Here is a 26141-nt window from a genome sequence, read left to right on the forward strand (position 1 = left end):
CGGGCGCTTCGGACAGGAAAAAGGGGCGCCCGGTTGCCCGGAGCGCCCCTCATTCATGGTGCGGTCGAGAAGACTCGAACTTCCACTCCGGTTAGGGAACAGCGACCTCAACGCTGCGCGTCTACCAATTCCGCCACGACCGCATTCCGTGGTGGGCGTGACATAGCCGCGCCCGCCGGGTTTGAAAAGGGGTCATTCGGCGGCGACGACACGTCCCGGCAGATAATTCAGCACCGGCGCCAGCCAGCGCTCGGCCTCGGCCAGGCTCATGCCCTTGCGGGCGGCGTAATCCTCGACCTGATCGGCCTCGACCTTGGCCACGCCGAAGTAATAGGCGCCGGGATGGGCGATGTAGAGGCCCGAGACCGACGCCCCTGGCCACATCGCCATCGACTCGGTCAGCTCGACGCCGGTGGCCTCGGTCGCGGCCAGCAGCGAGAAGAGGGTGGATTTCTCGGTGTGGTCGGGCTGCGCGGGATAGCCGGGCGCCGGGCGGATGCCGGGGTAGGATTCGGCGACCAGCTCTTCGGTCGAGAGCGCCTCGTCCGGGGCATAGCCCCAGTAGGCGCGCCGCACCCGCTCGTGCAGCATCTCGGCCATCGCCTCGGCGAAGCGGTCGGCCAGCGCCTGGACGAGAATCGCCGAGAAGTCGTCATGCGCGTCGCGGTAGGCCTGGGCGCGGGCGGTTTCGTCCCCCGCCGTGACGACGAAGCCGCCGACCCAGTCCGCCTGCCCCTCGGGCGCCACGAAGTCCGCCAGCGCCACGTTCGGCCGCCCGTCGCGCTTGGGCAGCTGCTGGCGCAGCGTGTGCAGGGTGGCGAGGGGCGTGGTGCGGTCCTCGCCGGTCCACAGGCGGATGTCGTCGCCCACCGCGTTGGCGGGCCAGAAGCCCACCACCGCGCGGGGCTTGAACCAGCCCTCGTCGATGATCCGCGCCAGCATCGCCTGCGCATCGGCGAAGAGCGCGCGCGCCGCCTCGCCCTGCTTCGGGTCGTCGAGCAGGCGCGGATAGACGCCCTTCATCTCCCATGTCTGGAAGAAGGGGGTCCAGTCGATGTAGCGGGCGATCTCGGCCAGATCCCAGTCCTCCACCACCCGCGGGCCGGTGAACTGCGGCGCGGTCGCCCGGTAGGCCGCCCAGTCGAGCTTCAGCGCATTGTCGCGCGCCGCCGTCAGCGGCAGGCGCTCGCGGTCGGTCTGGCCGCGGGCGTGACGTTCAGCCACATCCTGATATTCGGCCCGCAACTGGCTGACATAACCGGATTTTGCCTCGCCCAGCAGGTTCGCCACGACGCCCACCGCGCGGCTCGCGTCGGTGACATAGACGGTCTGCCCGGCGCGGTAGCGGGGGTCGATCTTGACCGCCGTATGCACCCGGCTGGTCGTCGCCCCGCCGATCAGCAGCGGGATGTCGAAGCCCTCGCGCTCCATCTCGGCGGCGACATGGACCATCTCGTCGAGCGACGGCGTGATGAGGCCCGACAGCCCGATCACGTCCACCCCCTCGGCCCGCGCGGTCTCGAGGATCTTCGTCGCCGGGACCATCACGCCGAGGTCGATGATCTCGTAGTTGTTGCACGACAGCACGACGCCGACGATGTTCTTGCCGATGTCGTGGACGTCGCCCTTGACCGTCGCCATCAGGATCTTGCCGGCCGAGCGGGCGCCGCCGCCGGCCTTCTCGGCCTCCATGTAGGGCAGCAGGTGGGCGACCGCCTGCTTCATCACGCGGGCCGACTTGACCACCTGCGGCAGGAACATCTTGCCGGCGCCGAAGAGGTCGCCGACGACGTTCATCCCCGCCATCAGCGGCCCCTCGATGACGTGCAGCGGACGCTCGGCGGCAAGCCGCGCCTCTTCGGTGTCGGCCTCGATGTACTCGGTGATGCCGTTGACCAGCGCGTGCTCGAGCCGCTTGTCCACCGGCCAGTCGCGCCAGCGCAGGTCCTTTTCCCGCCCCTTCGCGCCGCCCTCGCCCCGGAACCGCTCGGCGAGTTCCAGCAGCCGCTCGGTGGCCGAGCCGCCGGCGGCGGGGCGGCGGTTCAGCACCACGTCCTCGCAGGCCTCGCGCAAGGCGGGGTCGATCTGGTCATAGACGGCGAGCTGGCCGGCGTTGACGATCCCCATGTCCATCCCGGCCTGGATCGCGTGATACAGGAACACCGCGTGCATCGCCTCGCGCACCGGCTCGTTGCCGCGGAAGCTGAAGGACAGGTTCGAGACGCCGCCCGACACATGGACGTGGGGCAACGTCTGGGTGATGCGCCGGGTCGCGCCGATGAAGTCGTTGCCGTAGTTGTCGTGTTCCTCGATCCCCGTCGCCACGGCGAAGATGTTGGGGTCGAAGATGATGTCCTCGGGCGGGAAACCCATCTCGGTCAACAGGTTGTAGGCGCGGGTGCAGATCTCGACCTTGCGGTTCTCGGTGTCGGCCTGGCCGGTTTCGTCGAAGGCCATGACGACGACGGCCGCCCCGTAGAGCCGGCAGAGCCGCGCCTGGGCGAGAAACGCGGCCTCGCCTTCCTTGAGCGAGATCGAATTCACCACCGGCTTGCCCTGGACGCATTTCAGCCCGGCCTCGATCACCTCCCATTTCGAGGAATCGATCATCACCGGGACGCGGGCGATGTCGGGCTCGGCGGCGATGAGGTTGAGGAAGGCGGTCATGGCGGCGGCCGAATCGATGAGCCCCTCGTCCATGTTGATGTCGATGATCTGGGCGCCGTTCTCGACCTGGTCGCGGGCCACGTCGAGCGCGGCGGGATAGTCGCCCGCGGTGACGAGCTTGCGGAAGCGGGCCGAGCCGGTGACGTTGGTGCGCTCGCCCACGTTGACGAAGGGGATGGCCTCGGTCTTGACGAAGGGCTCGAGCCCCGAGAGGCGCAGTTTCGGTGCGATGTCAGGGACTTGGCGGGGCGACTTGCCGGCGACGGCGGCGGCGATGGCGGCGATGTGCTCGGGCGTCGAGCCGCAGCAGCCGCCGACCACGTTGACCAGCCCCTCGTCGGCGAAGCCGGCGATCTGGGCGGCCATCTGGGCGGCGGATTCGTCGTATTCGCCCATCTCGTTGGGCAGGCCGGCGTTCGGATAGGCGCAGATGAGCGTGTCCGAAACGCCTGACAATTCAGCAAGATGCGGGCGCATCGCGGTCGCGCCGAGGGCGCAGTTGAGGCCGATGGTCAGGGGGGCCGCGTGGCGCACCGAGTGCCAGAAGGCGGTGGGCGTCTGGCCCGAGAGGGTGCGGCCCGAGAGGTCGGTGATCGTCCCCGAGATCATCACCGGCAGGCGCAGGCCGGTCTCGGCAAAGACCTCTTCGGCGGCGAAGATCGCGGCCTTGGCGTTGAGGGTGTCGAAGATCGTCTCGATCAGGATCAGGTCCGCGCCGCCCGCGACAAGACCTTGAATCTGCTGTGTATAGGCCGCGCGAAGCTGGTCGAAGGTGACGGCCCGGAAGCCCGGGTCGTTGACGTCGGGGCTGATCGAGGCGGTGCGGTTCGTCGGCCCCAGCGCCCCCGCGACCCAGCGCGGGCGGCCGTCCTGCGCGGTCGCCGCGTTAAGGGCACGGCGAGCGAGGCGGGCGCCCTCGCGGTTCAGCTCGAACACCCGCCCCTCCATCCCGTAGTCGGCCTGGGCGATGGTGGTCGAGGAAAACGTATTGGTTTCAACGATGTCGGCGCCGGCGAGCGCATAGCGCAGGTGGATCGCCTCAATCGCCTCGGGTTGGGTGAGGTTCAGCAGGTCGTTGTTGCCCTGCTGCGGGTGGTCGGCGTGCAGGTGGCAGCCGCATCCCCCGGAACGGCTTGATTCCCCAAGGAAATCCGCCTCCCCCAGGCGCAGGTTCTGGATCTGCGTGCCCATCGCCCCGTCGAGGATCAGGATGCGCTCGCGGGCGGCGGCGCGGATGGCGTCGAAGGCGGGAGAGAGGCGGGGCATGGGACGGACTCCGGGCGGGCGGTTTGCGGTGGATATAGGCCGCGCGGGGGAAAATGGAAAACTCATGTTGTGCGGGGTGAAGTTGAGCGGGCTTCACGTTGCGGGGTTGGGACGCGACGGCGCCGGCAGCGAGACGACCAGCGATCACCGCGAAAACGGCACTACACATCCCGTGCACCGTTCGCCTGATGTTCATGCCGCGTTCATGCACAGTTCACGCGAACGATCGTGCAAACCCGCCGACCGCGCGCCACCAGCCTCGGACACCGCCCACGCCCCCTTGCGCGCGGCGCCGGGTCGGGCCACCTCGGCGCCATGACCTCGCCGCTTCCCACCCCCGACACCGTGACGCTGCCCCCGCTCGAGGGGAGCGCGGTGGAATGGCTGCTCACCTTCCAACCCGTCGGCCACCCCGAGGCGGTGGCGTGGATGGAGGCGCGGGTGGCGGCGATCCTTGCCGGCACGGCGCCCGAGACGCTGTGGCTGGTCGAGCATCCGCCGCTCTATACCGCGGGAACCTCGGCCCGGGTCGAGGACCTGACCGATCCTGGCCGGTTTCCGGTCCACCCCACCGGGCGCGGCGGGCAGTACACCTATCACGGGCCGGGGCAGCGGGTGGTCTATGTGATGCTCGACCTCAACCGCCGCGGGCGCGACGTGCGCGCCTTCGTGCAGGCGCTCGAGGGGTGGGTGATCGACGCGCTGGCGGGGTTCGGGCTGCGGGGCGAGATCCGCGAGGGCCGGGTGGGGGTGTGGATCGCCCGCCCGGACCGCCCGCCCCTACCCGGCGGGACGATGCGCGAGGACAAGATCGCCGCCATCGGCATCAAGCTGCGCCGTTGGGTCAGCTTTCACGGCCTGTCGATCAACGTCGAGCCGGACCTGTCGCATTATGCGGGAATCGTCCCCTGCGGGATCAGCGGGCACGGGGTCACGAGCCTCGTGGATCTCGGCCTGCCGGTCGGGATCGAGGATCTGGACGCCGCGCTCAGGGTCACGTTCCCGCGACATTTTGCCGGTTGACCGAACCCTTTGACTTATGTCGTGTTGCGGGATTGCAGGCGGTGCTATGAGCTGTTCATGACGGCGCGCCCGAGGGGCCGCTGCGCCGCGCAAGCAAACGTCAAACGCCCTGGAAGGACGACCCGATGAAGATCAGCCTTTACGCCACTCTCGCCATGTTCGCCCTGGCCGTTCCGGCCGCAGCCCAAGACGCCGCGGGCGACCCCGTCAAGGGCGAGAAGGAATTCAACAAGTGCAAGGCCTGCCACATGGTGCAGGCGCCCGACGGGACCGACATCGTGAAGGGCGGCAAGACCGGCCCGAACCTCTACGGCGTCGTCGGCCGCAAGGCGGGCACCGAAGAGGGCTTCAAGTACTCGGACGCGCTGGTGAAGCTGGGCGAGGCCGGTGAGGTGTGGTCGCCCGAGGACCTGATGCACTACATCACCGACCCGAACAGCTACACGCAGGAAAAGACCGGCGACAACAAGCTGAAGACCAAGATGACCTTCAAGCTCGCCAAGGGTCAGGCGGACGTGATCGCCTTCCTCACCCAGCACTCGCCGGACGCCGGCGCGGCCGCCGGTGCGGCACCTGCCGCGGCGGCGCCTGCGGCAGCGGCCCCGGCTGCGGCAGCCCCTGCGGCGGCGGCCCCGGCGGCTGGCGCGGCGCCCGCGGCCCCGGCCTCGAACTGAGCCGCGGCGGGCGGGCCTCGGCTCCGCCCCACCGGCGCCTCGGCCACGCTGGCCTGAGTGACCTGACAGCGCGCCTCGGATGCAGGACGCATCCGGGGCGTTCCTCTTGCCCCCGCGCGGGCTAGCCGAGGCGCGACCTGAGCCGGATCGCCTCCCTGCCCCCGCCGGTCGGCACCGCTGCATTTATCTGCGGCCGCCGCTGCGCGGACGCATTGCCTCACTCGAATTCGTGACCTAGAACCGGACCGGAGTCCGCCGGCCACGCCAGCCGGGCCGGGTCCGATTCTGAGGAGAGCATTCGCATGGCTGACGCCGCCGTTCACGGCCACGGTGAGCACCATGACACCCGCGGGTTCTTCACCCGCTGGTTCATGTCCACCAATCACAAGGACATCGGGGTCCTGTACCTCTTCACCGCCGGCGTCGTCGGGCTGATCTCGGTCTGCTTCACCGTCTACATGCGGATGGAGCTGCAGCATCCCGGGGTGCAGTACATGTGCCTCGAGGGGGCGCGCCTGATCCCCGCCGCGGCCGGTGAGGTCTGCACCCCGAACGGGCATCTGTGGAACGTGATGATCACCTATCACGGCGTCCTGATGATGTTCTTCGTCGTCATCCCGGCGCTGTTCGGGGGCTTCGGCAACTACTTCATGCCGCTGCACATCGGCGCGCCGGACATGGCGTTCCCGCGGCTGAACAACCTTTCTTACTGGCTCTACGTCGCCGGCGTCGCGCTGGGGATCGCCTCGCTGCTGGCGCCGGGCGGCAACGACGGGCACGGCTCGGGCGTGGGCTGGGTGCTCTACCCGCCGCTGTCGACCACCGAGGGCGGCTATTCGATGGATCTGGCGATCTTCGCCGTCCACGTCTCGGGCGCCTCGTCGATCCTGGGCGCGATCAACATCATCACCACCTTCCTGAACATGCGCGCCCCGGGCATGACGCTCTTCAAGGTGCCGCTGTTCGCCTGGTCGGTGTTCATCACCGCCTGGATGATCCTGCTGTCGCTGCCGGTCTTGGCCGGCGCCATCACCATGCTGCTGATGGATCGCAACTTCGGCACCCATTTCTTCGACCCCGCCGGCGGCGGCGACCCGGTGCTCTACCAGCACATCCTGTGGTTCTTCGGTCACCCCGAGGTCTACATGATCATCCTGCCGGGCTTCGGGATCATCAGCCACGTCATCGCCACCTTCTCGCGCAAGCCGATCTTCGGCTATCTGCCGATGGTGCTGGCGATGGCCGCGATCGCGATCCTCGGCTTCGTCGTGTGGGCGCACCACATGTACACCGCCGGCCTGTCGCTGACCCAGCAGGCCTATTTCATGCTGGCGACGATGACGATCGCGGTGCCGACCGGCATCAAGGTCTTCTCGTGGATCGCCACGATGTGGGGCGGCTCGATCGAGTTCAAGACGCCGATGCTCTGGGCCTTCGGCTTCCTGTTCCTGTTCACCGTCGGCGGCGTGACCGGCGTGGTGCTGAGCCAGGCCCCGCTCGACCGGGTCTATCACGACACCTATTACGTCGTGGCGCACTTCCACTACGTGATGTCGCTGGGCGCGGTCTATGCGATCTTCGCCGGGGTGTATTTCTGGATCGGCAAGATGTCGGGCCGGCAGTACCCCGAGTGGGCGGGCAAGCTGCACTTCTGGGCGATGTTCATCGGCTCGAACCTGCTGTTCTTCCCGCAGCACTTCCTGGGCCGCGAGGGGATGCCGCGCCGCTACATCGACTACCCGGAGGCCTTCGGCTACTGGAACAACATCTCGTCGATCGGCGCCTATCTCTCGTTCGCCTCGTTCCTGTTCTTCATCGGCGTGGTGTTCTACACTCTCTTCGCCGGCAAGCGCGTGACCGAGAACAACTACTGGAACGAGTACGCGGACACGCTGGAGTGGACGCTGCCCTCGCCGCCGCCCGAGCACACGTTCGAGCAGCTGCCCAAGCGCGAGGACTGGGACCACGCCCGCGCCCACTGAGCGTGCGCTGAGGTTGAAGCGGCCCCGGAGCGATCCGGGGCCGTTTTTCTGTCGGAGGTGAGGATGCCCGCGCTGGTCCCCGAGCTGAGCGTGTCGGATTTCCCGGCCGCGCTCGCGTTCTATCTCAGGCTCGGCTGGGCGGTCGTCCATGCCCGCCCCGAGGACGAATTCGCCCTGCTGCGGCTGGGCGAGGCGCCGGAGGCGGCCGAGGTGATGCTGGACGGGATGCGGACCGGGCGCAACTTCGACGCCGACCTGACGGCCGCCGACCGGCCGTTCGGGCGCGGTCTCAACCTCGAGATCACGGTGCCCGCGCTCGCGCCGGTGCTGGCGGCGATGGGGGATCATCCGCTGGCCCTGCCGGTCGAGGAGATGTGGTACCGCGCCGGCGCGGTCGAGATCGGCGTCCGGCAGTTCATCGTTGCGGACCCCGAAGGCTGCCTGCTGCGCTTTTCGGAGCCGCAGGGCACCCGCCCCTGCGCGGGCCCTGCGGCGGAGGGCGGCCATGCCCTATGAGTGGCAGCCCGCCTCTGCCGAGGGCCGGCGGGTGCTGCTCTGGCGCCACCGCTCGCTGACGCCCGAGGGCTTCGTCTGGGTCATGGGCGGGGCGGCGGCGGCGCTGGTGCTGCCGCTCGTCGCGGTGATCGGGCGGGCGGTGATGTGGGGGCTGCTGCCGTTCGCGGCGCTGGCGCTGTGGGGGCTGTGGCGCGGGGTGCAGCACGGCTGGCAGAACGGCGGGACGCGCGAGGAGGTGGTGCTGGAGCCCGCGCGCCTGACCGTGACCCGCCGCGATCCAGGACGGGCCGACCGGGTGTGGCAGGCCAATCCCTACTGGGTGCGCCTCGCGCTGCGCCGGGACGGGCCGGTCGAGGACTACCTGACCCTGACCGACGGCAGCCGCGAGATCGAGCTCGGCGCCTTTCTCGACCCCGCCGAGCGGCGGGCGCTGCGGGCCGAGATCGAGGACGCGCTGGCCGAGGTGCGGGCGCCGCGCTGACGGCTGATAACGCGGCCTTATGGTGCTGAGCCACTGGCCGAGCCGCACCCCGCGCGTCCGCCCGCGCGGCGCCTGCCGCGCCACAACAGGCTTTCGCCGACCGCCCGGGCGTGGCAGAGAGCGTCACGCGCGCCCCGCCCCTTGCCCCTGCAGTTCGCCCGACCAGATCACCCGACCATGACCACCACCCTGCCCCGCAGCCGCGCCGACCGACGCCGCGCCGCGTTCCGCCGCAAGGGCGGGCGGGCGGCGCGGATGTTCGTGCTGCTCACGGTGCTGATCGACGCGACCGGCATGGGGCTGATCTTCCCGGTCATGCCGAACCTGCTGGAAGAGCTGACCGGCCAGAACCTCGCCGGGGCGGCGGTCTGGGGCGGGATCCTCGGGACAGCCTATTCGGCCATGCAGTTCCTGTTCGGGCCGGTGGTGGGCAACCTCTCGGACGCCTACGGGCGGCGGCCGGTGATGCTGACCGCGCTCTTCGTCATGACGATGGACTATATCCTGCTGGCGGTCGCGCACACCGTCACGCTGATCCTGATCGGGCGGATCATCGGCGGGATCATGGCCGCCACCCATGCCACCGCCGCGGCTTACATGGCCGACATCTCGACGCCCGAGGAAAAGGGCCGCAACTTCGGCCTGATCGGCGCGGCCTTCGGCGTCGGGTTCGTGCTCGGCCCGGTGATCGGCAGCCTCGCCTCGGTCATCGACCTGCGGGCGCCGTTCTGGATCGCGGGCGCGCTGGCGGCGGCGAACCTCGTCTTCGGCTGGTTCGTGCTGCCCGAGACCGTCACCCGCTCGATCCGCCGCCCGTTCTCGTGGGCGCGCGCGAACCCGCTCGCCTCGTTCGCGGCCATCGGGCGGCTGCCGGGGCTGCGCCCGCTGCTCGCGGTCTTCGCGCTCTTCAACCTCGCGGGCTATGTCTATCCCGCGGTGTGGAGCTTCTTCGGCAAGGCGCGCTTCGGCTGGGACCCGCTGCACATCGGGCTGTCGCTGGCAGCCTTCGGCATCGCCATGGCCTTCGTCCAGGGCGTGCTGGTCGGCCCCGCGATCCGCCGCTTCGGGGTCTGGCGGACGGTGATCCTGGGCTTCTCGCTCGAGATCGTGGCCTTCCTCTTTTACGGGGTGGTCACCAACCCGGTGCTGGCGCTGGCCTTCACGCCGCTTGCCGCCATCGCCGGGCTGGGCGGGCCGGCGCTGCAGCAGATCATGTCCAACATCGCCCGCGACGACCAGCAGGGCGAGCTGCAGGGCGTGCTCTCTTCGGTCGCGGCGATCGCGATGGGGATCTCGCCGCTGATCATGACGGCGATCTTTGCCTTCTTCACCCGCGAGAGCACCCCGATCTATGCGCCGGGGATGCCCTTCGTCGCCGCCGCGGCGATGATGGTGCTGGCGCTGGCGATCCTCTGGGCCTACCGGCCGCGCGGCGCGGTGGTGCCGCCGGCCGAGGCCGCGGGCCGCCCCCCCGGCGCGGCCTAGCGCGGCTTGCCCCGCGCGCCCGTCTGCGCTATACGCGCGCCAGTCCCGGGCGACGGGATGGTGTGACGGGGCCACAACAGGCCGCTTGAACTCGGGTCGGGCAATTTGCCGCGACCCTTTGTCGTTGCCACGGGCCTGCCAATCACCAGACCGGCGGAGCCAACCGCCCGGCCCGCAACAACGTCAAAGGATTGATCAGCCGCATGGCAAAAGCCGCGACCATGGAGGAATTCGAAGCCCTCCTCAACGAAAGCTTCGAAATCGACACCCCGGACGAAGGTTCGGTCGTCAAGGGCAAGGTCATCGCCATCGAGGCGGGCCAGGCCATCATCGACGTCGGCTACAAGATGGAAGGCCGCGTCGATCTCAAGGAATTCGCAGCCCCCGGCGAAGAGCCCAACCTGTCGGTCGGCGACGAGGTCGAGGTCTATCTCGACCGCGTCGAGAACGCCCGGGGCGAGGCCTCGATCAGCCGCGAGAAGGCCCGCCGCGAAGAGGCGTGGGACCGGCTCGAGCAGGCCTATGCCAAGGAAGAGCGCGTCGACGGCGCCATCTTCGGCCGCGTCAAGGGCGGCTTCACCGTCGACCTCGGCGGCGCGGTGGCGTTCCTGCCCGGCTCGCAGGTCGACGTGCGTCCGGTGCGCGATGCGGGCCCGCTCATGGGTCTCAAGCAGCCGTTCCAGATCCTCAAGATGGACCGCCGCCGGGGCAACATCGTCGTCTCGCGCCGCGCGATCCTCGAGGAGAGCCGCGCCGAGCAACGCGCCGAGGTCATCTCGAACCTGCACGAGGGGCAGGTCGTGGACGGCGTGGTCAAGAACATCACCGAATACGGGGCCTTCGTGGACCTGGGCGGTGTGGACGGCCTGCTGCACGTCACCGACATGGCCTGGCGCCGCGTCAACCACCCGTCCGAGATCCTGTCGATCGGCGAGACCGTCAAGGTCCAGGTCGTCAAGATCAACAAGGAAACCCACCGCATCAGCCTGGGCATGAAGCAGCTTCAGTCCGATCCGTGGGATACGGTGGCCGAGAAGTTCCCGATCGGCTCGGTCCACAAGGGCCGCGTGACCAACATCACCGACTACGGCGCCTTCGTCGAGCTGGAAGCCGGGATCGAGGGTCTCGTCCACGTCTCGGAGATGAGCTGGACCAAGAAGAACGTGCACCCCGGCAAGATCGTCTCGACCTCGCAGGAGGTGGACGTCATGGTGCTGGAGATCGACGAGCAGAAGCGCCGCGTGTCGCTGGGTCTCAAGCAGACCATGCGCAACCCGTGGGAAGTGTTCGCCGAAACCCACCCGGCCGGCACCCAGATCGAGGGCGAGGTCAAGAACATCACCGAGTTCGGTCTGTTCGTGGGTCTCGACGGCGACATCGACGGCATGGTGCACCTGTCGGACCTGTCGTGGGACCAGCGCGGCGAGGATGCGATCCAGAACTACCGCAAGGGCGACGTCGTCCGGGCCGTGGTGCAGGAGGTCGACACCGACAAGGAGCGCATCAGCCTGTCGATCAAGGCGCTCGAGAACGACACCATGACCGAGGCCGTGGACGGCGTGAAGCGCGGTTCGGTCGTGTCGGTCACGGTGACGGCGATCGAGGACGGCGGGATCGAGGTGGAATACAACGGCGTCAAGTCGTTCATCCGCCGCTCGGATCTGGCCCGCGACCGTCAGGACCAGCGCCCCGAGCGCTTCTCGGTCGGTGACACGGTCGACGCCCGCGTGACCAACATCGACACCAAGACCCGTCGTCTGGGCCTGTCGATCAAGGCGCGCGAGATCGCCGAAGAGAAAGAGGCCGTCGAGCAGTATGGCTCGTCCGATTCGGGCGCGTCGCTGGGCGACATCCTCGGCGCGGCGCTGAAGTCGCGCGGCTGAGCCGAGGCTTGGACTGAAGACACCGGCCGCCCCCGCCTTGCGTGGGGGCGGCCATTTCATGTGCAGCGGCAGCGGGTTGCGCGAAACCTCTGCAACCTTTAGCCGAGACGCGGCGTTGGGCGACAAGTCTCGGCGCCGGTCCATGGTGCAGCTCATGGACCCTCGCCCCCCAGTTCCAGGCATGAAGGGTTTTGCAACGATGATACGGTCCGAACTGATCCAGAAGATCGCCGACGAGAACCCGCATCTGGTCCAGCGCGACGTCGAACGGATCGTGGCCACCGTCTTTGACGAGATCACCGGGGCGATGGCCCGCGGCGACCGGGTCGAGCTGCGCGGCTTCGGCGCGTTCTCGGTCAAGAAGCGCGACGCCCGCATGGGCCGCAACCCGCGCACCGGCGAGGCGGTCGAGGTCGAACAGAAGCACGTCCCGTTCTTCAAGACCGGCAAGCTGCTGCGGGATCGGCTGAACGGGCTGGACAGCGACGGCAGAGCGCGGCAAGTCCTGTCGGATCAGCTCTTGGGCGCCCGCGCGCGGCGCAACGCGCGTACCGGGCCGGAATGAATCGGAGAGTTCGGGATGCGCTATCTTCGCATGATCTTTGTCGCGGTGCTGGCGTTGGCGCTGCTGACGGTGGCGCTGGCCAACCGCCAGCTGGTGAGGGTCGGGCTGTTCCCGGGCCAGCTCGACGCCTATTTCGGCGGCGGCTGGGCGGCGCGGATGCCGCTTTTCCTTGTCATCCTGCTGTCGCTGCTGATCGGGATGCTGCTCGGGCTGGTGTGGGAGTGGATGCGCGAGGCGCATCTGCGCCAGGAATCGGCGCGGCGGGCGCACGAGCTGACCCGGCTCGAGCGTGAGGTGGGCGGGCTGCGCACCACCCACGCCGCGCCGCGCGATGAGGTGCTGGCGATTCTGGACGCGCCGCGCCGTCCTGTCGGGACCGCTCCGGCGCCCACCGCGACGACCCCCGGCACCCCCAATGCGCCGGCGCTGGTCCGGCGCTGAGCGCGTGACCCTCACCCTCTCTACAAGCCGCGCCGCATGAGCGCCGCCGTCAAGATCTGCGGCCTGACCCGCGCCGAGGATGCCGCCGCCGCCGCCGCGGCGGGGGCGCGCTTCGGCGGCCTCGTGTTCTTTCCCCGCTCGCCGCGTCATCTCGACGTCCCGCGCGCTGCCGCCCTCGCCCGCGCCATGCCCGAGGGGCTGGCGCGCGTGGGGCTGTTCGTGAACCCGACGGATGAGGCGCTCGACGCGGTGCTGGCCGAGGTGCCGCTCGACATCGTGCAACTGCACGGGGGCGAGACCCCCGCGCGGGTGGCCGAGGTGCGGGCGCGCACCGGGCTGCCGGTGATGAAGGCGGTGGGGATCGCGGCGCCCGCCGATCTGGACCGGCTCTGGGATTACGGGCTGGTGGCCGACCTGCTGCTGGTCGATGCCAAGCCCGCGCCGGGGGCGGCGCTGCCGGGCGGCAACGGGCTCGCCTTCGACTGGCGGCTGCTGGTCGGGCGGCGGTTCCTCAAGCCGTGGATGCTGGCCGGCGGGCTGACGCCGGACAACGTGGCCGAGGCGATCCGCCTGACGGGCGCGCCGGCCGTGGACGTCTCGTCCGGGGTCGAGAGCGCGCCCGGCGTCAAGGACGCGGACCTGATACGCGCCTTTGCCCGCGCCGCCGGGGCGGATGCGGCGGCCGAGGCCGGCGCCGGGTCTCCATGACCCCTGTCCCGCCCGTGTGGCGCGAGGCGACCCGCGCCGATGTCGCGGCCGTGGTGGCGCTGCTGGCCGACGATGTGCTCGGACGCGGGCGCGAGGGCACCGACCTCACCCCCTATCTCGCCGCCTTCGACGCCATGCGGCGCGAGGGCGACAACCGCCTGATCGTCGCCGAGGCCGAGGGCCGCGTAGTCGCCTGCTACCAGATCACGCTGATCAGCGGGCTGTCGCTCTCGGCCGCGCGGCGGGCGCAGATCGAGGGGGTCCGCGTCGCCGCCGAACGCCGCGGCAGGGGCCTCGGCGCGGCGCTGATCGCGGATGCCGAGGCGCGGGCGCGCGCCGGGGGTGCGACGCTCCTGCAGTTCACCACCAATGCCGCGCGGACGGATGCGCAGCGCTTCTACCAGCGGCTCGGGTTTACGCCCTCGCACATCGGATTTAAGAAGACCCTCTAGCCCCGCGCCCCTCTGCCCCTTGGCGCGCGGCCCAGCCAGGAGAGCGCGCGCATGGCCGAGGATCTCGTCAACAGCTTCATGTCGGGCCCCGACGAACAGGGCCGCTTCGGCATCTTCGGCGGCCGCTTCGTCAGCGAGACGCTGATGCCGCTGATCCTCGACCTCGAGGCGGAATATGGGCGGGCCCGCAACGACCCCGCCTTCGCCGCCGAGATGGACGACCTGTGGCGCAACTATGTCGGCCGCCCCTCGCCGCTTTACCGCGCCGACCGGCTGACCGAGCGGCTGGGCGGCGCCACGGTCTATCTCAAGCGCGAAGAGCTGAACCACACCGGCAGCCACAAGATCAACAACGTGCTGGGGCAGATCCTGCTTGCCCGGCGGATGGGCAAGACCCGGATCATCGCCGAGACGGGCGCCGGCCAGCACGGGGTGGCCACGGCCACCGTCTGCGCCAAGTTCGGGCTGAAATGCGTGGTCTACATGGGCGCCCACGACGTCGAGCGCCAGCAGCCCAACGTGTTCCGCATGAAGCTTCTGGGCGCCGAGGTGGTGCCGGTGCGCTCGGGCCGTGGGACGCTCAAGGACGCGATGAACGACGCGCTGCGCGACTGGGTGACGAACGTGCGCGACACCTTCTACTGCATCGGCACGGTGGCGGGGCCGCATCCCTATCCGGGCATGGTGCGGGATTTCCAGACCGTCATCGGCCGCGAGACCAGGGCGCAGCTGATGGAGGCCGAGGGACGCCTGCCCGACACGGTGATCGCCGCGATCGGCGGGGGGTCGAACGCGATGGGGCTGTTCCACCCCTTCCTCGACGACCGCGACGTGCGGATCATCGGGGTCGAGGCCGGCGGCAAGGGCGTGGACGAGACGATGCAGCATTGCGCGAGCCTGACCGGTGGGCGGCCGGGCGTGCTGCACGGCAACCGCACCTATCTCTTGCAGGACGACGAGGGGCAGATCCTCGAGGGGCACTCGATCTCGGCCGGGCTCGACTATCCCGGCATCGGCCCCGAGCACGCGTGGCTGCGGGACATGGGCCGGGCCGAGTATGTGAGCGTCACCGACACCGAGGCGCTCGCGGCCTTTACCCAGCTTTGCGAGACGGAAGGGATCATCCCGGCGCTCGAGCCCGCCCACGCGCTGGCCCATGTGGCCAAGATCGCGCCCGACCTGCCGCGCGAGCACCTGATCGTGGTCAACCTCTCGGGGCGCGGCGACAAGGACATCTTCACCGTCGCACGGCACCTGGGCGTGGCGATCGAGGGCTGAGCCTCGGTCGCCCGCCGTTGCCGGTGTCCCGTCAGCGGGTGAGCGTGAGGACGTTCAGCACCGACTCGCGGTAGGGCAGCGGGAAGAGGATGCGCGCCCGGTCCGCGTCGATCGGCTCGAGCACGCCGACATCGGGCAGCGTCTCGGTGCCCTGGGTGTCCATGTCGTCGGGGAAGTCGGCATAGGGGCGCGGCGCCTCGCCCGCGACGAAGGTCGAGCCGAGGTAGACCCAGACACCGCCGTCATGGTGCAGCGTCCCGCTCGTGCGCTGCGAGCCGGTCAGCTTCTCGAAACGCAGCGCGGTGCCGTCGCGGGTGATGGCGCAGCGGAACGGCGGATAGCTGACCGACGCCTGTAACCCGCCGATCTTGGTCATCCGGCAGGACCAGTCGCCGATGAGCGCCTCGGGCGTGGCCGCCAGCGCCGTGCCGCGCAGCGTGTCGGCCGCGTCGGCCGCCTGGGCCGCGCTGCCCTGCCCCAGCGCCTGGCGCAGCGCCGCCCCGGTCGCCCGGTCGAGCGCCTCGAGCCGGGCGGCATCCTCGGGGCGGATCCGGGTGCCATCGGCCAGCGGGTCGGCGGCCGTGGCGGTCAGCGGAAGCAGCGAAATCACTGCGGCAAGGGCGAGGCGGGTCATGGAAATCTCCTTGTCGGTCAATGGCTTGGGCGGCAGAGTTGAGCCGCCGTCAGCGGTCCCGCTCAACCGCATGGGCGCGCAGCAGTTCCAGCGGCACGATGTCGGTCGCGCGGATGTGCGTGGCCTCGAGCACCACCTGCGGGGCGGCGTACTCCTGCGCCGCCTGCAGGAACCGCGCGGCGCAGAGGCACCAGCGGTCACCGGGCTTGAGGCCGGGGAAGCGGTACTCGGGGCGCGGGGTCGAGAGGTCGTTGCCGAGGTATTTCGAGAGCGCGAGGAACTCGGCCGTGACGATCACGCAGACGGTGTGGCTGCCCGCGTCCTCGCGCCCCGTGTCGCAGCAGCCGTTGCGATAGAAGCCGGTGAGCGGGTCGGTCGAGCACGGCTCGAGCCGCGTGCCGAGGACGTTGCGCGAAGGCTCCATCGTCTGTCCTTTCCGGTGAGGGCGGCGCGGGTTGCGGCGGCCGGACCGGGGCGCTGCCCCGGACCCCGGGATATTGGCGCAGGGAAGAGTTCAGCGAAAGCGATCTGTGAGGGCGCGCAGGCGGCTGGCGAGGTCGGGCTCGGGGTCGGGCGCAGGCGGCGCGGCGGGGGGTGCGGCGGGGGCTGCGGCCGGCGCAGGCGTCGGTGCGGGGCGGGTGCCGCTGTTGCGCGGCGGCGCGGTGCGGGCGGCGACGGCGTTCTGGAACCGCGCGCCATCCCCCGCGGCCAGCGCCGGCGCCCCGTCCGAGATCCCGCGCAGCAGGTCGTCGAGCATCGCCTCTTCGGCCTTGGCGAAGTCCGAGAGCACATAGCCCGCGACCCGGTCCTTGTGGCCGGGGTGGCCAATGCCGATGCGGACGCGGCCGTAGGCCTCGCCGATGTGCTGGTGGATCGAGCGCAGCCCGTTGTGGCCGGCGTGCCCGCCGCCCTGCTTGACCCGCACCCGACCGGGGGCGAGGTCCAGCTCGTCATGCAGCACGATGACCTCGGCCGGGGTGAGCCTGAGGTAGCGCATCGCCTCGCCCACTGCCTGGCCTGAGAGGTTCATGAAGCCCTGCGGCTTGAGCAGCGTCACCCGCGCCTCGCCCAGCCGCCCCTCGGCGGTCAGGGCCTGGAAGCGCGACTTCCACGGCGAGAAACCGTGATCGGCGGCGATCCGGTCCAGCGCCATGAAGCCGACATTGTGGCGGTTGCCCGCATATTTCGCGCCCGGATTGCCCAGGCCTACCATCAGCAGCATCACGGAAATCCCCGGTCCCTTGCGGCGGACGTTGCCCGTAACTAAGACTCTGTCAACCTTTCGCCCCTATGAAAGGTCCCTCAGGGCCGGGACCAGCGGCGATTCGAGACACACATCAGGCAACGGCAGGGACGACAGGCGCGAGATGCACGATCCGGCAGAATTCTACATGAACACGCTCGTCCCGATGGTGGTCGAACAGACGTCGCGCGGCGAGCGCGCCTACGACATCTTCTCGCGCCTGCTGAAAGAGCGGATCATCTTTCTGTCGGGTCCGGTGCATGACGGGATGGCGACGCTGGCCTGTGCGCAGCTGCTGTTCCTCGAGGCCGAGAATCCGAACAAGGACATCTCGATGTATATCAACAGCCCCGGCGGGTACGTGACCGCGGGGCTCTCGATCTACGACACGATGCAGTACATCCGGCCGCGGATCTCGACGCTGGTGATCGGCCAGGCGGCGTCGATGGGCTCGCTGCTGCTCGCCGCGGGCGAGAAGGGGCAGCGCTTCTCGCTGCCCAACAGCCGGATCATGGTCCACCAGCCTTCGGGCGGGTTCCAGGGCACGGCGTCGGATATCCTGATCCATGCGCAGGAGACCTCGAAGCTGAAGCAGCGGCTGAACGAGATCTACGTCAAGCACACCGGCCGGACGCTGGACGAGGTCGAGGCGGCGCTGGAGCGGGACCGGTTCATGTCGCCGGAGGAGGCGAAGGACTGGGGCCTGATCGACGACATCCTGGCCGACCGCGGCAAGGCGGTCCCGGAGAATTGAGGTCCCGCGGCCGGGCGCGCCTCGCGGGGCGAGCGGTCGATTGCGACGGAAATGCGGGATTGTGACCGCCGCGCGGGCTGCCTAACATGGGCGGACGCATCCGGACCGGGCGTTGGGCGCAGCCCGCGGGCCCGGCGAGGGGACGGCTAGACGACGAACCCCGGGGCCACGGCCGCAGGGCACCTGACGAACGAGGACGACGACGATGGCCAACCAGCCCGGCGGTGACAGCAAGAACACGCTCTACTGCAGCTTCTGCGGCAAGAGCCAGCACGAGGTCCGCAAGCTCATTGCGGGCCCGACCGTGTTCATCTGCGACGAATGCGTCGAGCTGTGCATGGACATCATCCGCGAGGAGACGAAGTCCTCGGGGCTCAAGTCGGGCGACGGGGTGCCGACTCCGCGCGAGATCATGGCGGTGCTCGACGACTACGTGATCGGGCAGGAGCACGCCAAGCGCGTGCTCGCGGTGGCCGTGCACAACCACTACAAGCGCCTGAACCACTCGTCGAAGACCGACATCGAGCTGGCGAAGTCGAACATCCTGCTGATCGGCCCGACCGGCTGCGGCAAGACGCTGCTGGCGCAGACGCTGGCGCGGATCCTCGACGTGCCGTTCACCATGGCGGATGCGACCACGCTGACCGAGGCCGGCTATGTGGGCGAGGATGTCGAGAACATCATCCTGAAGCTGCTGCAGGCGTCGGAATACAACGTCGAGCGGGCGCAGCGCGGCATCGTCTACATCGACGAGGTCGACAAGATCACCCGCAAGTCCGACAACCCCTCGATCACCCGCGACGTCTCGGGCGAGGGGGTGCAGCAGGCGCTCTTGAAGATCATGGAGGGGACGGTCGCCAGCGTCCCCCCGCAGGGCGGCCGCAAGCATCCGCAGCAGGAGTTCCTGCAGGTCGACACCACCAACATCCTGTTCATCTGCGGCGGCGCGTTCGCCGGGCTCGACCGGATCATCGCGCAACGCAACAAGGGCACCGCGATCGGCTTTGGCGCCTCGGTCAAGGACAATGACGAGCGCGGGGTGGGTGAGCTCTTCAAGCAGCTCGAGCCCGAGGACCTGCTCAAGTTCGGGCTGATCCCCGAGTTCGTCGGCCGCCTGCCGGTCATCGCCACGCTGACCGACCTGGATGAGGAGGCGCTGATCACCATCCTGACCGCGCCCAAGAACGCGCTGGTCAAGCAGTACCAGCGGCTCTTCGACCTCGAGGACGTCAAGCTGACCTTCACCGACGATGCCCTCAAGGCGATCGCGCGGCGGGCGATCAAGCGCAAGACCGGCGCCCGTGGCCTGCGCTCGATCATGGAGGACATCCTGCTCGACTCGATGTTCGAGCTGCCAGGGCTGGGCAGCGTGACCGAGGTGGTGGTCAACGAGGAGGCGGTGGACAACCCCGCCGCTAAGCCGCTGCAGATCCACGCCGAGCCGAAGAAGGAGCCGGCCGCCGCGGGGTAAGGCGGCGTCGGCTTTGGTGTTTAACGGGGGCGCCCTGCCACGGTGAGCGGGGGGCGCCTCTTGCGTATCGACTGCTCGCTACGAGGCTATCGCGCCGCGTTGGGCGACCGCGGCAAGCATCGCGGTGGGTGATGGGCCCGATGGACCGGTCGCGCCGGTCGCGGCGACCAACATGGGAGGACGCGAGCGAACACTTGTTCGGTGTCGTACAGTTGGACAACCTGCTCGCCTCGTTGGCCGAGTTGCCAGCGGGGTGCATCGTGACCGAGGTGGTGGTGAACGAGGAGGCAGTCGACAACCCCGCCTCGAGCCGCTGCAGATCCACGCCAAGCCGAAGAAAGATCCGGCCGCCGCGGAGTTAGCGGCGCTAAGGCGGCGACCTGCCTAGGTGCCAGGCCGGAGCTGAGCAGCGTGACCGAGGTGGCGGTCAACGAGGAGGCGGTGGACCACCCCGCCGCCCAGCTGCTGCACATACAGGCCGAGCCGAAGAGGGACCTGGCTGCGGCAGGCTGGCGCTGCCGGGCTAGGTTGGTGCTTAGCCGGGCGTCCTACCACGTTGAGTGGGGAAGCCTCTCGCGTTTCGCTGTCTAGGTACGGGAATGTCGCCGCAGTTAAGGCGATGGCGGCAAGCATCGCGGCGGGTGGTTCGGCCTAAGCGGCCGGCGGCTACAATCGTGGGAATCGACCATCGCAGGCCGCAAGCGAACGCTTGTCCGATGTCAGACCGTGCGAAAGTCTTCCCGAGCCACGAGCTCGATCACCGCGGTCAGTTGATGCGGATGTCGCTGCACGCGGCTTGGCGCGGATGGGCTGCCCTCAGCGCCCCGTGGATGGACCGTGCGACCATGTATTATCCGGCACTCCCCGCGTCCTCGGCCTTCCTGACGAAGGCGTGCCGCTCGCCGGATGGCTCATGTTCTGGGCAGCTCGGACGGGGCCATGGTATCCGGCGCCACTCGCGTACTCCATCCCCGTGCGACGTGCCTACCGTGCCGCGATGCTCCCAGCGGAGGTCCGCCGCTGCGCCTCTCGGCGCCGGAAGGAGCCCCAGCATTCTTCCTGAAGGTTTCGGCTTTTCCCCCTGCCCAACGCCGACCCATCTCGGCGAGCCCCCCCTCCCCACACCCGCGCGGCAAAATGCCGCCCCGCGCCTCGCCCGCGCCAGCCGCGGCGCCCCGCGCCGCCCGGTTGCGCCGCCGGCGAAAGCTTCGCATGATCCGGCCAACCGCCGCGCCATGACAGGGACCGACGATGACCACCGATTTCGACATGCTCGCCATCGACGAAGGCCTCGACGAGGATTTCGAGCTCGACCTTGAGGACGCGATGCTGCCCAAGCAGATCGCCGCCGCCTACAAGGAGATGCATCCGAACCCCCTGCCCCGCCAGATCTACTACACCGAGCTGCTGCGCCTGCAGTCCGAGCTGATCAAGCTCCAGGACTGGGTCAGCCACTCGAAGGAAAAGGTGGTCGTGCTCTTCGAGGGCCGCGACAGCGCCGGCAAGGGCGGCGTCATCAAGCGCATCACACAGCGGCTGAACCCGCGCGTGGTCCGCACCGTGGCGCTGCCGGCGCCGTCGGACCGCGAGAAGACCCAGTGGTACTTCCAGCGCTACGTCCCGCATCTGCCGGCGGGGGGCGAGATCGTGCTCTTCGACCGCAGCTGGTACAACCGCGCCGGCGTCGAGCGGGTGATGGGCTTCGCCGACGAGCCGCAGGTCGAGCAGTTCTTCCAGGACGTGCCCGAGTTCGAGCGGATGCTCGTCCGCTCGGGCATCCGGCTGGTGAAATACTGGTTCTCGATCACCGACGAGGAACAGCAGATGCGGTTCCTCATGCGCATCCACGACCCGCTCAAGCAGTGGAAGCTGTCGCCGATGGACCTCCAGTCCCGGGTCCGCTGGGAATCCTACACCAAGGCCAAGGAGGAGATGCTCGAGCGCACCTCGATCCCCGAGGCGCCGTGGTACATCGTGCCCGGCAACGACAAGAAGCGCGCGCGGCTCAACTGCATCAGCCACCTGCTGGGGCTGATCCCCTATACCGACATCGCGCATGAGCCGATCAGCCTGCCCGACCGGGTGTTCAACCCGGATTACGAGCGGGACACGCTGCCGCGCGAGCTCTACGTGCCCGAGAAATACTGATGCCCCGCGCCTACTGGGTGGCCCACGTCACCGTCGATGACCCGGAGGGGTACGAGGCATACCGGGCCGCCAACGGCGCGGCCTTCGCCCGCTTCGGCGGCCGGTTCCTCGTCCGCGGCGGGCCGCAGTCGGTGGTCGAGGGCACGGCGCGCCCGCGCACGGTGGTGATCGAGTTCGCCAGCCGCGCCGACGCCGAAGCCTGCTATGCGAGCGCCGAGTATCAGGCGGCGCTCGCCCTGCGCCGCCCGTGCAGCCAGGCAGACGTGGTGATCGTCGACGGATGGGACGATCCCGCCGCGGGCGCCTGACGCAGCTTCCGCGCGCGCCAGTCCCGCGTCCCGCCGCGGGCGGTTGAAGCCGATGATCTTCATCATGTTGCAACCGCCGCGGACGCGTTGGATACTCGGCCCATGTTCAGGAATCTGCTGCCACGGCTGTTTGGTGAGACGCCGCCCGAGACCGGGCTTTCGGCGGATGACGCCGAAATGGCCGTCGCGGCGCTGCTGGTGCGGATCGCGCGGGCCGACAACCACTACACGCAGGCGGAAAAGGCCCGGATCGACGCGCTGCTCGGGCGGCGGCAGGGGCTGACCCCGGCGCTCGCCTCGGACCGGCGGGCGGCGGCCGAGATGCTCGAGGCCGAGGCCCCCGACACCGTCCGCTTCACCCGCGCGGTGAAGGAGCGGATCCCGCTCGACCAGCGCCGCTCGGTCATCGCCGCGATGTGGTCGGTGGCCCTGACCGACGGGCCGCGCGGCGCGGCCGAGGAATCCGCGATCCGGCTGGCGGCGAGCCTTCTGGGCGTCAACGATGTGGACAGCGCGCTGGCCCGCCAGTCGGTCGAGGGCGGAAGCCTGAACTGACCGCCCGAGGCGCGTCCGGCACGGCCACGAACCCGTTGCATTTCATCCCGGCTTTGCGCCAGATGGGCGGATCATGACGTCCGCCATTCCCTCGCCGTCCCCCGCCCCGCCCGGCACCGCCCCCGCTGCCGATGCGGCGCCGGTCATCCGCATCAACGGGCTGCACAAGGCCTATGGCGCGCTCGAGGTGCTGAAGGGCGTCGACCTGACCGCGCCGCGCGGCCATGTGGTCACGCTGATCGGTTCGTCGGGGTCGGGGAAATCGACGCTGCTGCGCTGCTGCAACCTGCTTGAGATCAGCCAGCGCGGCGAGATCGTGATCGAGGGTGAGCCCGTGCGCTGGACCAGCGACGGCCCCGCCCGCCAGCCCGCCGACCGGGCGCAGGTGCGCCGGCTGCGGACCAACCTTGCGATGGTGTTCCAGCAGTTCAACCTGTGGTCCCATCTCAGCGTCCTGCAGAACGTGATGGAGGCGCCGGTGACGGTGCTGGGCCAGCGCCCGGCCGAGGTCGAGGCGCGGGCGCGTTCGCTGCTCGACAAGGTGGGGATCGGCGACAAGGCCGAGGCGTGGCCCGCCCAGCTTTCGGGTGGCCAGCAGCAGCGCGCCGCCATCGCCCGCGCGCTCTGCATGGAGCCGCGCGCGCTGCTCTTCGACGAGCCGACCAGCGCGCTCGACCCCGAGCTGCAGCAGGAGGTGGTGAAGGTCATCAAGGACCTCGCCGCCGAGCACCGGACGATGATCCTCGTGACCCACGACATGCGGCTGGCGGCGGACGTGAGCGACCACGTCCTCTTCCTGCACAAGGGCCGGGTCGAGGAAGAGGGCCCGCCCGAACAGGTTTTCCGCGCACCCCGGACGGACCGGCTGCGCCAATTCCTCAGCGCGACCATGGCCGCCTGAGACAACACGACCGACAGGAGAGAGTGATGAAGAAACTGATGCTTGCCGGGGCCGTGCTGGCCCTGACCGCCGGGATGGGCATGGCCGAGAACCTGCGGATGGGGACCGAGGGCGCCTATCCTCCCTACAACTTCGTCAACGACAAGGGTCAGCTCGACGGGTTCGAGATCGAGCTCGGCAACGCGCTGTGCGAAAAGATCGACGCCCAGTGCACCTGGGTCAAGAACGACTGGGATTCGATCATCCCGAACCTGGTGGCGTCGAACTATGACACCATCATGGCCGGGATGAACATTACCGACGAGCGCAAGAAGTCGATTGCCTTCTCGGAAGCCTACACCCCGCCGCCGCCCTCGGCCTATCTCGCCAAGACCGCCGATGCCGACATCAACGGCACCGTCTCGGCGCAGACCAACACCATCCAGGCCGCCCACGTGGCCGAAACCGGCGCCACGCTGGTCGAGTTCGCCACCGGCGAGGAGACCATCGCCGCGGTCCGCAACGGCGAGGCCGACGCGGTCTTTGCCGACAAGGACTTCCTCGCCCCGTTCATGAAGGATTCGAACGGCGAGCTGGTGTGGGTGACCGGCCAGGACAACGTCTCGCTGGGCGAAGGCATCGGCATCGGGATGCGCCAGTCCGACACCGAGCTGAAGGCGCGGTTCGACAAGGCCATCGAGGAGATGAAGGCCGACGGCAGCCTCGACGCGCTGATCGGCAAGTGGTTCGGCCCCGAGGCCAAGACCTTCGCCGCCGAGGTTAAGGCGGCTGCGGCGGCTCCTGCGGCAGCGGCTCCGGCGGCGGCTCCTGCGGCAGCGGCCCCGGCGGCGGCTCCGGCTGCTGACGCGACGGCTCCGGCGGCGGCCCCCGCGGCCCCGGCGGCAGCGCCTGCGGCGGATGCGGCGGCCCCGGCCCCCGCGGCCCCGGCCAGCAACTGATCCGGCCCTGACCGAGGCCGCCGTCCCGCGCTCGGGGCGGCGGCCTTGCCTCGCTCCATGTTCGCCCAATGCGCCGACCCCAAGGCCCTCGACGGCCTCGCCTGGATGCTGTGCTACCTCACCTCGGGGACGCACCTGCTGTTCTATCGCTCGTTCGGGATCGTCCTGCTGCTGCTCGTCGCCACCGCGCCGATCGCGCTCGCGATGGGGTTCGCGGGCGCCATGGCCGCACGCTCGCGCCTGACGCCGCTGCGCTGGCTGGGCAAGACCTACGCCGCCATCGTCCGCGGCGTGCCCGACATCATCTTCTTCCTCTTCGTGCCCATCGCGCTCGACCAGGGGCTCGAGTGGCTGCGCAGCCGCGTCTATTGCGACCCCTCGGTGCCGGTCCGGCAGGGCAACGAGTTCGTCGTCTGCCCGGCCGCCAAGCTGCCGCTGTCGAACGCCGCGCCTTGGGTGCATGACCTCTACGGCATCACGCTCGCCATCGTGGCATTCTCGTTCGTGTTCGGGGCGTTTGCCGCCAACGTGCTCTACGGCGCCATGCAGGCCGTGCCGCGCGCCCAGCTCGAGACCGGCGAGGCCTACGGCATGAGCCCGCGGCAGATCGACCGCCGCATCCTGATCCCGCAGATGTGGACCTATGCGCTGCCCGGCCTCTCGAACCTCTGGATGATCCTCATCAAGGCCACGCCGCTTCTGTTCCTGCTCGGGGTCGAGGACATCGTTTACTGGGCGCGCGAGCTGGGCGGGTCCAAGACCTCGACCTATGCCTATCCGCACGGCGACTGGCGGGTGTGGTATTTCCTCGCGCTGCTGGTGTTCTACCTCGGCATGACCTGGATCTCGCAGCGGGTGATCGACCGGCTCTCGGGGCGGCTGTCGCGCGGGCAGGCGACGATGGCGGGTGAGCGGATGCGCCACGCCGGGGCCGCGCCATGAGCTGCGCGCAGACCTTCGCCGACTATGCCCTGCGCTCGATCGGGATCGGCGCGCGCGGCCTGCCGCGCACCGACTTCGACCTCTGCCACCAGTTCGTGCTGATCGGCTCGGGGCTGATCTGGAACCTCTACTTCGGCATCCTCGCGCTGGCGGTGGGGTTCTTCCTCGCCACGGCGCTGGCGCTCGCCAAGGCCAGCGACAACCCGTGGCTGCGCCGCCCGGCCGAGGCCTTCATCTTCGTCTTCCGCGGCAGCCCGCTCTTCATCCAGTTCTTCCTCGCCTATTCGGCGGTGGTGCTGCTGCCGCGCGAGGGGCTGAACGTGCTCGGCGTCACCGTGCCCACCGCGTGGCTCGCTCGCGCCTGGGCCGGGGCGCTGATCGTGCTGATCCTGAACACCGCCGCCTATTCGGCCGAGATCTTCCACGGCGGGCTGCGAAATGTCCCGAAGGGCGACCTCGAGGCCGCCGAGGCCTATGGCCTCTCGGGCTGGTCGCGGTTCCGCCGCATCGTCTGGCCGACCATGCTGCGGCTGTCGTGGCCCGCCTACACCAACGAGGCGATCTTTCTCTTCCACGCCACCACGCTGGTGTTCTTTTCGGCGTTTCCGGCCGTGCAGCAGATGGGCGACAGCCTGTATTACGCGAGCTATCTGGCCGACAAGACCTTCAACCCCTTCGTGGCCTATCCGATCGTGGCGGGGTATTTCATTCTTCTGACCCTCGGGCTCATCGCCCTTTTCGGGGTCGTCAACCGGCGGCTGAACCGGCATCTGCCGGGCGCCGCCCAGCGGCTGAGGTATCGGCCCAAGCTCATCAGGTGAACGAA

The 26141-nt window shown here is 69.4% G+C and carries 23 protein-coding genes, 1 tRNA gene and 2 pseudogenes; 21 read left to right on the top strand and 5 right to left on the bottom strand.

Annotated features, from left to right (window positions below):
* Positions 1 to 56 precede the first annotated feature (56 nt).
* Both HGN31_RS02215 and metH read right to left on the bottom strand, forming a co-directional pair.
* Positions 57 to 143 (bottom strand) — tRNA-Leu (locus HGN31_RS02215).
* 49 nt (positions 144 to 192) lie between these two features.
* The gene (metH, locus tag HGN31_RS02220) at positions 193 to 3933 is read right to left on the bottom strand and encodes a methionine synthase (protein ID WP_168782194.1); all 3741 of its coding nucleotides are present in this window, start codon (positions 3931 to 3933) and stop codon (positions 193 to 195) included.
* Between the two features lie 315 nt (positions 3934 to 4248).
* On the opposite strand from metH, the gene lipB reads away from it, so the two are divergent.
* The 12 genes and pseudogenes from lipB to trpB all read left to right on the top strand — a co-directional run bounded on the left by lipB (position 4249) and on the right by trpB (position 15421).
* Positions 4249 to 4956 (top strand): lipoyl(octanoyl) transferase LipB, encoded by a 708-nt coding sequence (gene lipB, locus HGN31_RS02225; protein ID WP_168782195.1) that lies wholly within the window; start codon positions 4249 to 4251, stop codon positions 4954 to 4956.
* A 125-nt stretch (positions 4957 to 5081) separates the two neighbouring features.
* Positions 5082 to 5630, top strand: coding sequence for a c-type cytochrome (locus tag HGN31_RS02230; RefSeq protein WP_036700645.1), 549 nt, complete (start codon positions 5082 to 5084; stop codon positions 5628 to 5630).
* A 302-nt stretch (positions 5631 to 5932) separates the two neighbouring features.
* Complete coding sequence (locus HGN31_RS02235; RefSeq protein WP_168782196.1) at positions 5933 to 7612, top strand: cytochrome c oxidase subunit I; 1680 nt, start codon at positions 5933 to 5935, stop codon at positions 7610 to 7612.
* Between the two features lie 63 nt (positions 7613 to 7675).
* Entirely contained in the window at positions 7676 to 8128 is a 453-nt protein-coding gene (locus tag HGN31_RS02240) for a VOC family protein (protein ID WP_036700648.1), read from the top strand.
* A complete protein-coding gene (locus tag HGN31_RS02245) occupies positions 8118 to 8609 on the top strand; it encodes a DUF2244 domain-containing protein (protein ID WP_036700650.1) in 492 nt (163 codons plus the stop codon). The genes HGN31_RS02240 and HGN31_RS02245 overlap by 11 nt, the downstream gene beginning before the upstream one ends.
* Positions 8610 to 8786: 177 nt before the next feature.
* A complete protein-coding gene (locus tag HGN31_RS02250; protein ID WP_168782197.1) occupies positions 8787 to 10094 on the top strand; it encodes an MFS transporter in 1308 nt (435 codons plus the stop codon).
* A gap of 203 nt (positions 10095 to 10297) precedes the next feature.
* Complete coding sequence (gene rpsA / locus HGN31_RS02255) at positions 10298 to 11977, top strand: 30S ribosomal protein S1 (RefSeq protein ID WP_036700651.1); 1680 nt, start codon at positions 10298 to 10300, stop codon at positions 11975 to 11977.
* 199 nt (positions 11978 to 12176) lie between these two features.
* Positions 12177 to 12452: pseudogene (gene ihfB, locus HGN31_RS02260) on the top strand (integration host factor subunit beta); the annotation flags it as partial.
* A 105-nt stretch (positions 12453 to 12557) separates the two neighbouring features.
* The gene (locus tag HGN31_RS02265) at positions 12558 to 12983 is read left to right on the top strand and encodes a lipopolysaccharide assembly protein LapA domain-containing protein (protein WP_168782198.1); all 426 of its coding nucleotides are present in this window, start codon (positions 12558 to 12560) and stop codon (positions 12981 to 12983) included.
* A 36-nt stretch (positions 12984 to 13019) separates the two neighbouring features.
* The gene (locus HGN31_RS02270; protein WP_168782199.1) at positions 13020 to 13691 is read left to right on the top strand and encodes a phosphoribosylanthranilate isomerase; all 672 of its coding nucleotides are present in this window, start codon (positions 13020 to 13022) and stop codon (positions 13689 to 13691) included.
* Entirely contained in the window at positions 13688 to 14143 is a 456-nt protein-coding gene (locus HGN31_RS02275) for a GNAT family N-acetyltransferase (RefSeq protein ID WP_168782200.1), read from the top strand. The genes HGN31_RS02270 and HGN31_RS02275 overlap by 4 nt, the downstream gene beginning before the upstream one ends.
* 51 nt (positions 14144 to 14194) lie before the next feature.
* Complete coding sequence (gene trpB, locus HGN31_RS02280; RefSeq protein WP_168782201.1) at positions 14195 to 15421, top strand: tryptophan synthase subunit beta; 1227 nt, start codon at positions 14195 to 14197, stop codon at positions 15419 to 15421.
* 31 nt (positions 15422 to 15452) lie between these two features.
* Here trpB and HGN31_RS02285 read toward each other — a convergent pair whose 3' ends face one another.
* The 3 genes from HGN31_RS02285 to pth all read right to left on the bottom strand — a co-directional run bounded on the left by HGN31_RS02285 (position 15453) and on the right by pth (position 17277).
* Positions 15453 to 16055, bottom strand: coding sequence for a DUF4893 domain-containing protein (locus HGN31_RS02285; RefSeq protein WP_168782202.1), 603 nt, complete (start codon positions 16053 to 16055; stop codon positions 15453 to 15455).
* Between the two features lie 49 nt (positions 16056 to 16104).
* Positions 16105 to 16479, bottom strand: coding sequence for a DUF2237 family protein (locus HGN31_RS02290; RefSeq protein ID WP_036708129.1), 375 nt, complete (start codon positions 16477 to 16479; stop codon positions 16105 to 16107).
* A gap of 90 nt (positions 16480 to 16569) precedes the next feature.
* Entirely contained in the window at positions 16570 to 17277 is a 708-nt protein-coding gene (gene pth / locus HGN31_RS02295) for an aminoacyl-tRNA hydrolase (RefSeq protein WP_168782203.1), read from the bottom strand.
* 145 nt (positions 17278 to 17422) lie between these two features.
* On the opposite strand from pth, the gene HGN31_RS02300 reads away from it, so the two are divergent.
* From HGN31_RS02300 to HGN31_RS02340, 9 genes and pseudogenes are all read left to right on the top strand, one after another.
* Positions 17423 to 18052, top strand: a complete 630-nt coding sequence (locus tag HGN31_RS02300; RefSeq protein ID WP_168782204.1) for an ATP-dependent Clp protease proteolytic subunit — start codon at positions 17423 to 17425, stop codon at positions 18050 to 18052.
* Positions 18053 to 18257: 205 nt separating this feature from the next.
* A complete protein-coding gene (gene clpX, locus HGN31_RS02305) occupies positions 18258 to 19523 on the top strand; it encodes an ATP-dependent Clp protease ATP-binding subunit ClpX (RefSeq protein ID WP_036708137.1) in 1266 nt (421 codons plus the stop codon).
* A gap of 1251 nt (positions 19524 to 20774) precedes the next feature.
* Entirely contained in the window at positions 20775 to 21671 is an 897-nt protein-coding gene (ppk2, locus tag HGN31_RS02310) for a polyphosphate kinase 2 (RefSeq protein WP_036712058.1), read from the top strand.
* Complete coding sequence (locus HGN31_RS02315) at positions 21671 to 21979, top strand: DUF1330 domain-containing protein (RefSeq protein ID WP_168782205.1); 309 nt, start codon at positions 21671 to 21673, stop codon at positions 21977 to 21979. Before ppk2 ends, HGN31_RS02315 begins: the two co-directional genes overlap by 1 nt.
* A 102-nt stretch (positions 21980 to 22081) precedes the next feature.
* A complete protein-coding gene (locus HGN31_RS02320; RefSeq protein ID WP_043133758.1) occupies positions 22082 to 22534 on the top strand; it encodes a tellurite resistance TerB family protein in 453 nt (150 codons plus the stop codon).
* 73 nt (positions 22535 to 22607) lie between these two features.
* The gene (locus HGN31_RS02325; RefSeq protein ID WP_168782206.1) at positions 22608 to 23435 is read left to right on the top strand and encodes an ABC transporter ATP-binding protein; all 828 of its coding nucleotides are present in this window, start codon (positions 22608 to 22610) and stop codon (positions 23433 to 23435) included.
* Positions 23436 to 23461: 26 nt separating this feature from the next.
* Positions 23462 to 24184 (top strand): annotated as a pseudogene (locus HGN31_RS02330) (transporter substrate-binding domain-containing protein); the annotation flags it as partial.
* A gap of 246 nt (positions 24185 to 24430) precedes the next feature.
* On the top strand, positions 24431 to 25315 hold the full coding sequence (locus tag HGN31_RS02335; protein ID WP_036704717.1) for an ABC transporter permease: 885 nt from the start codon (positions 24431 to 24433) through the stop codon (positions 25313 to 25315).
* Positions 25312 to 26136, top strand: coding sequence for an ABC transporter permease (locus HGN31_RS02340; protein WP_036704716.1), 825 nt, complete (start codon positions 25312 to 25314; stop codon positions 26134 to 26136). Before HGN31_RS02335 ends, HGN31_RS02340 begins: the two co-directional genes overlap by 4 nt.
* Positions 26137 to 26141: the final 5 nt, after the last annotated feature.

This window comes from Paracoccus sanguinis, assembly GCF_012689545.1.
In the GTDB taxonomy this organism is placed as follows: Bacteria; Pseudomonadota; Alphaproteobacteria; order Rhodobacterales; family Rhodobacteraceae; genus Paracoccus; species Paracoccus panacisoli.

What these genes read in the sequence shown, in the direction of transcription:
- HGN31_RS02290 (WP_036708129.1), bottom strand. Translation starts at nt 16,479, where the DNA reads ATGGAGCCTTCGCGCAACGTCCTCGGCACGCGGCTCGAGCCGTGCTCG.
- HGN31_RS02270 (WP_168782199.1), top strand. Translation starts at nt 13,020, where the DNA reads ATGAGCGCCGCCGTCAAGATCTGCGGCCTGACCCGCGCCGAGGATGCC.
- HGN31_RS02315 (WP_168782205.1), top strand. Translation starts at nt 21,671, where the DNA reads ATGCCCCGCGCCTACTGGGTGGCCCACGTCACCGTCGATGACCCGGAG.
- ppk2 (WP_036712058.1), top strand. Translation starts at nt 20,775, where the DNA reads ATGACCACCGATTTCGACATGCTCGCCATCGACGAAGGCCTCGACGAG.
- pth (WP_168782203.1), bottom strand. Translation starts at nt 17,277, where the DNA reads ATGCTGCTGATGGTAGGCCTGGGCAATCCGGGCGCGAAATATGCGGGC.
- HGN31_RS02320 (WP_043133758.1), top strand. Translation starts at nt 22,082, where the DNA reads ATGTTCAGGAATCTGCTGCCACGGCTGTTTGGTGAGACGCCGCCCGAG.
- HGN31_RS02335 (WP_036704717.1), top strand. Translation starts at nt 24,431, where the DNA reads ATGTTCGCCCAATGCGCCGACCCCAAGGCCCTCGACGGCCTCGCCTGG.
- HGN31_RS02265 (WP_168782198.1), top strand. Translation starts at nt 12,558, where the DNA reads ATGCGCTATCTTCGCATGATCTTTGTCGCGGTGCTGGCGTTGGCGCTG.
- HGN31_RS02275 (WP_168782200.1), top strand. Translation starts at nt 13,688, where the DNA reads ATGACCCCTGTCCCGCCCGTGTGGCGCGAGGCGACCCGCGCCGATGTC.
- lipB (WP_168782195.1), top strand. Translation starts at nt 4,249, where the DNA reads ATGACCTCGCCGCTTCCCACCCCCGACACCGTGACGCTGCCCCCGCTC.
- HGN31_RS02250 (WP_168782197.1), top strand. Translation starts at nt 8,787, where the DNA reads ATGACCACCACCCTGCCCCGCAGCCGCGCCGACCGACGCCGCGCCGCG.
- HGN31_RS02230 (WP_036700645.1), top strand. Translation starts at nt 5,082, where the DNA reads ATGAAGATCAGCCTTTACGCCACTCTCGCCATGTTCGCCCTGGCCGTT.
- HGN31_RS02285 (WP_168782202.1), bottom strand. Translation starts at nt 16,055, where the DNA reads ATGACCCGCCTCGCCCTTGCCGCAGTGATTTCGCTGCTTCCGCTGACC.
- HGN31_RS02240 (WP_036700648.1), top strand. Translation starts at nt 7,676, where the DNA reads ATGCCCGCGCTGGTCCCCGAGCTGAGCGTGTCGGATTTCCCGGCCGCG.
- rpsA (WP_036700651.1), top strand. Translation starts at nt 10,298, where the DNA reads ATGGCAAAAGCCGCGACCATGGAGGAATTCGAAGCCCTCCTCAACGAA.
- HGN31_RS02325 (WP_168782206.1), top strand. Translation starts at nt 22,608, where the DNA reads ATGACGTCCGCCATTCCCTCGCCGTCCCCCGCCCCGCCCGGCACCGCC.
- clpX (WP_036708137.1), top strand. Translation starts at nt 18,258, where the DNA reads ATGGCCAACCAGCCCGGCGGTGACAGCAAGAACACGCTCTACTGCAGC.
- HGN31_RS02340 (WP_036704716.1), top strand. Translation starts at nt 25,312, where the DNA reads ATGAGCTGCGCGCAGACCTTCGCCGACTATGCCCTGCGCTCGATCGGG.
- HGN31_RS02300 (WP_168782204.1), top strand. Translation starts at nt 17,423, where the DNA reads ATGCACGATCCGGCAGAATTCTACATGAACACGCTCGTCCCGATGGTG.
- metH (WP_168782194.1), bottom strand. Translation starts at nt 3,933, where the DNA reads ATGCCCCGCCTCTCTCCCGCCTTCGACGCCATCCGCGCCGCCGCCCGC.
- HGN31_RS02245 (WP_036700650.1), top strand. Translation starts at nt 8,118, where the DNA reads ATGCCCTATGAGTGGCAGCCCGCCTCTGCCGAGGGCCGGCGGGTGCTG.
- HGN31_RS02235 (WP_168782196.1), top strand. Translation starts at nt 5,933, where the DNA reads ATGGCTGACGCCGCCGTTCACGGCCACGGTGAGCACCATGACACCCGC.
- trpB (WP_168782201.1), top strand. Translation starts at nt 14,195, where the DNA reads ATGGCCGAGGATCTCGTCAACAGCTTCATGTCGGGCCCCGACGAACAG.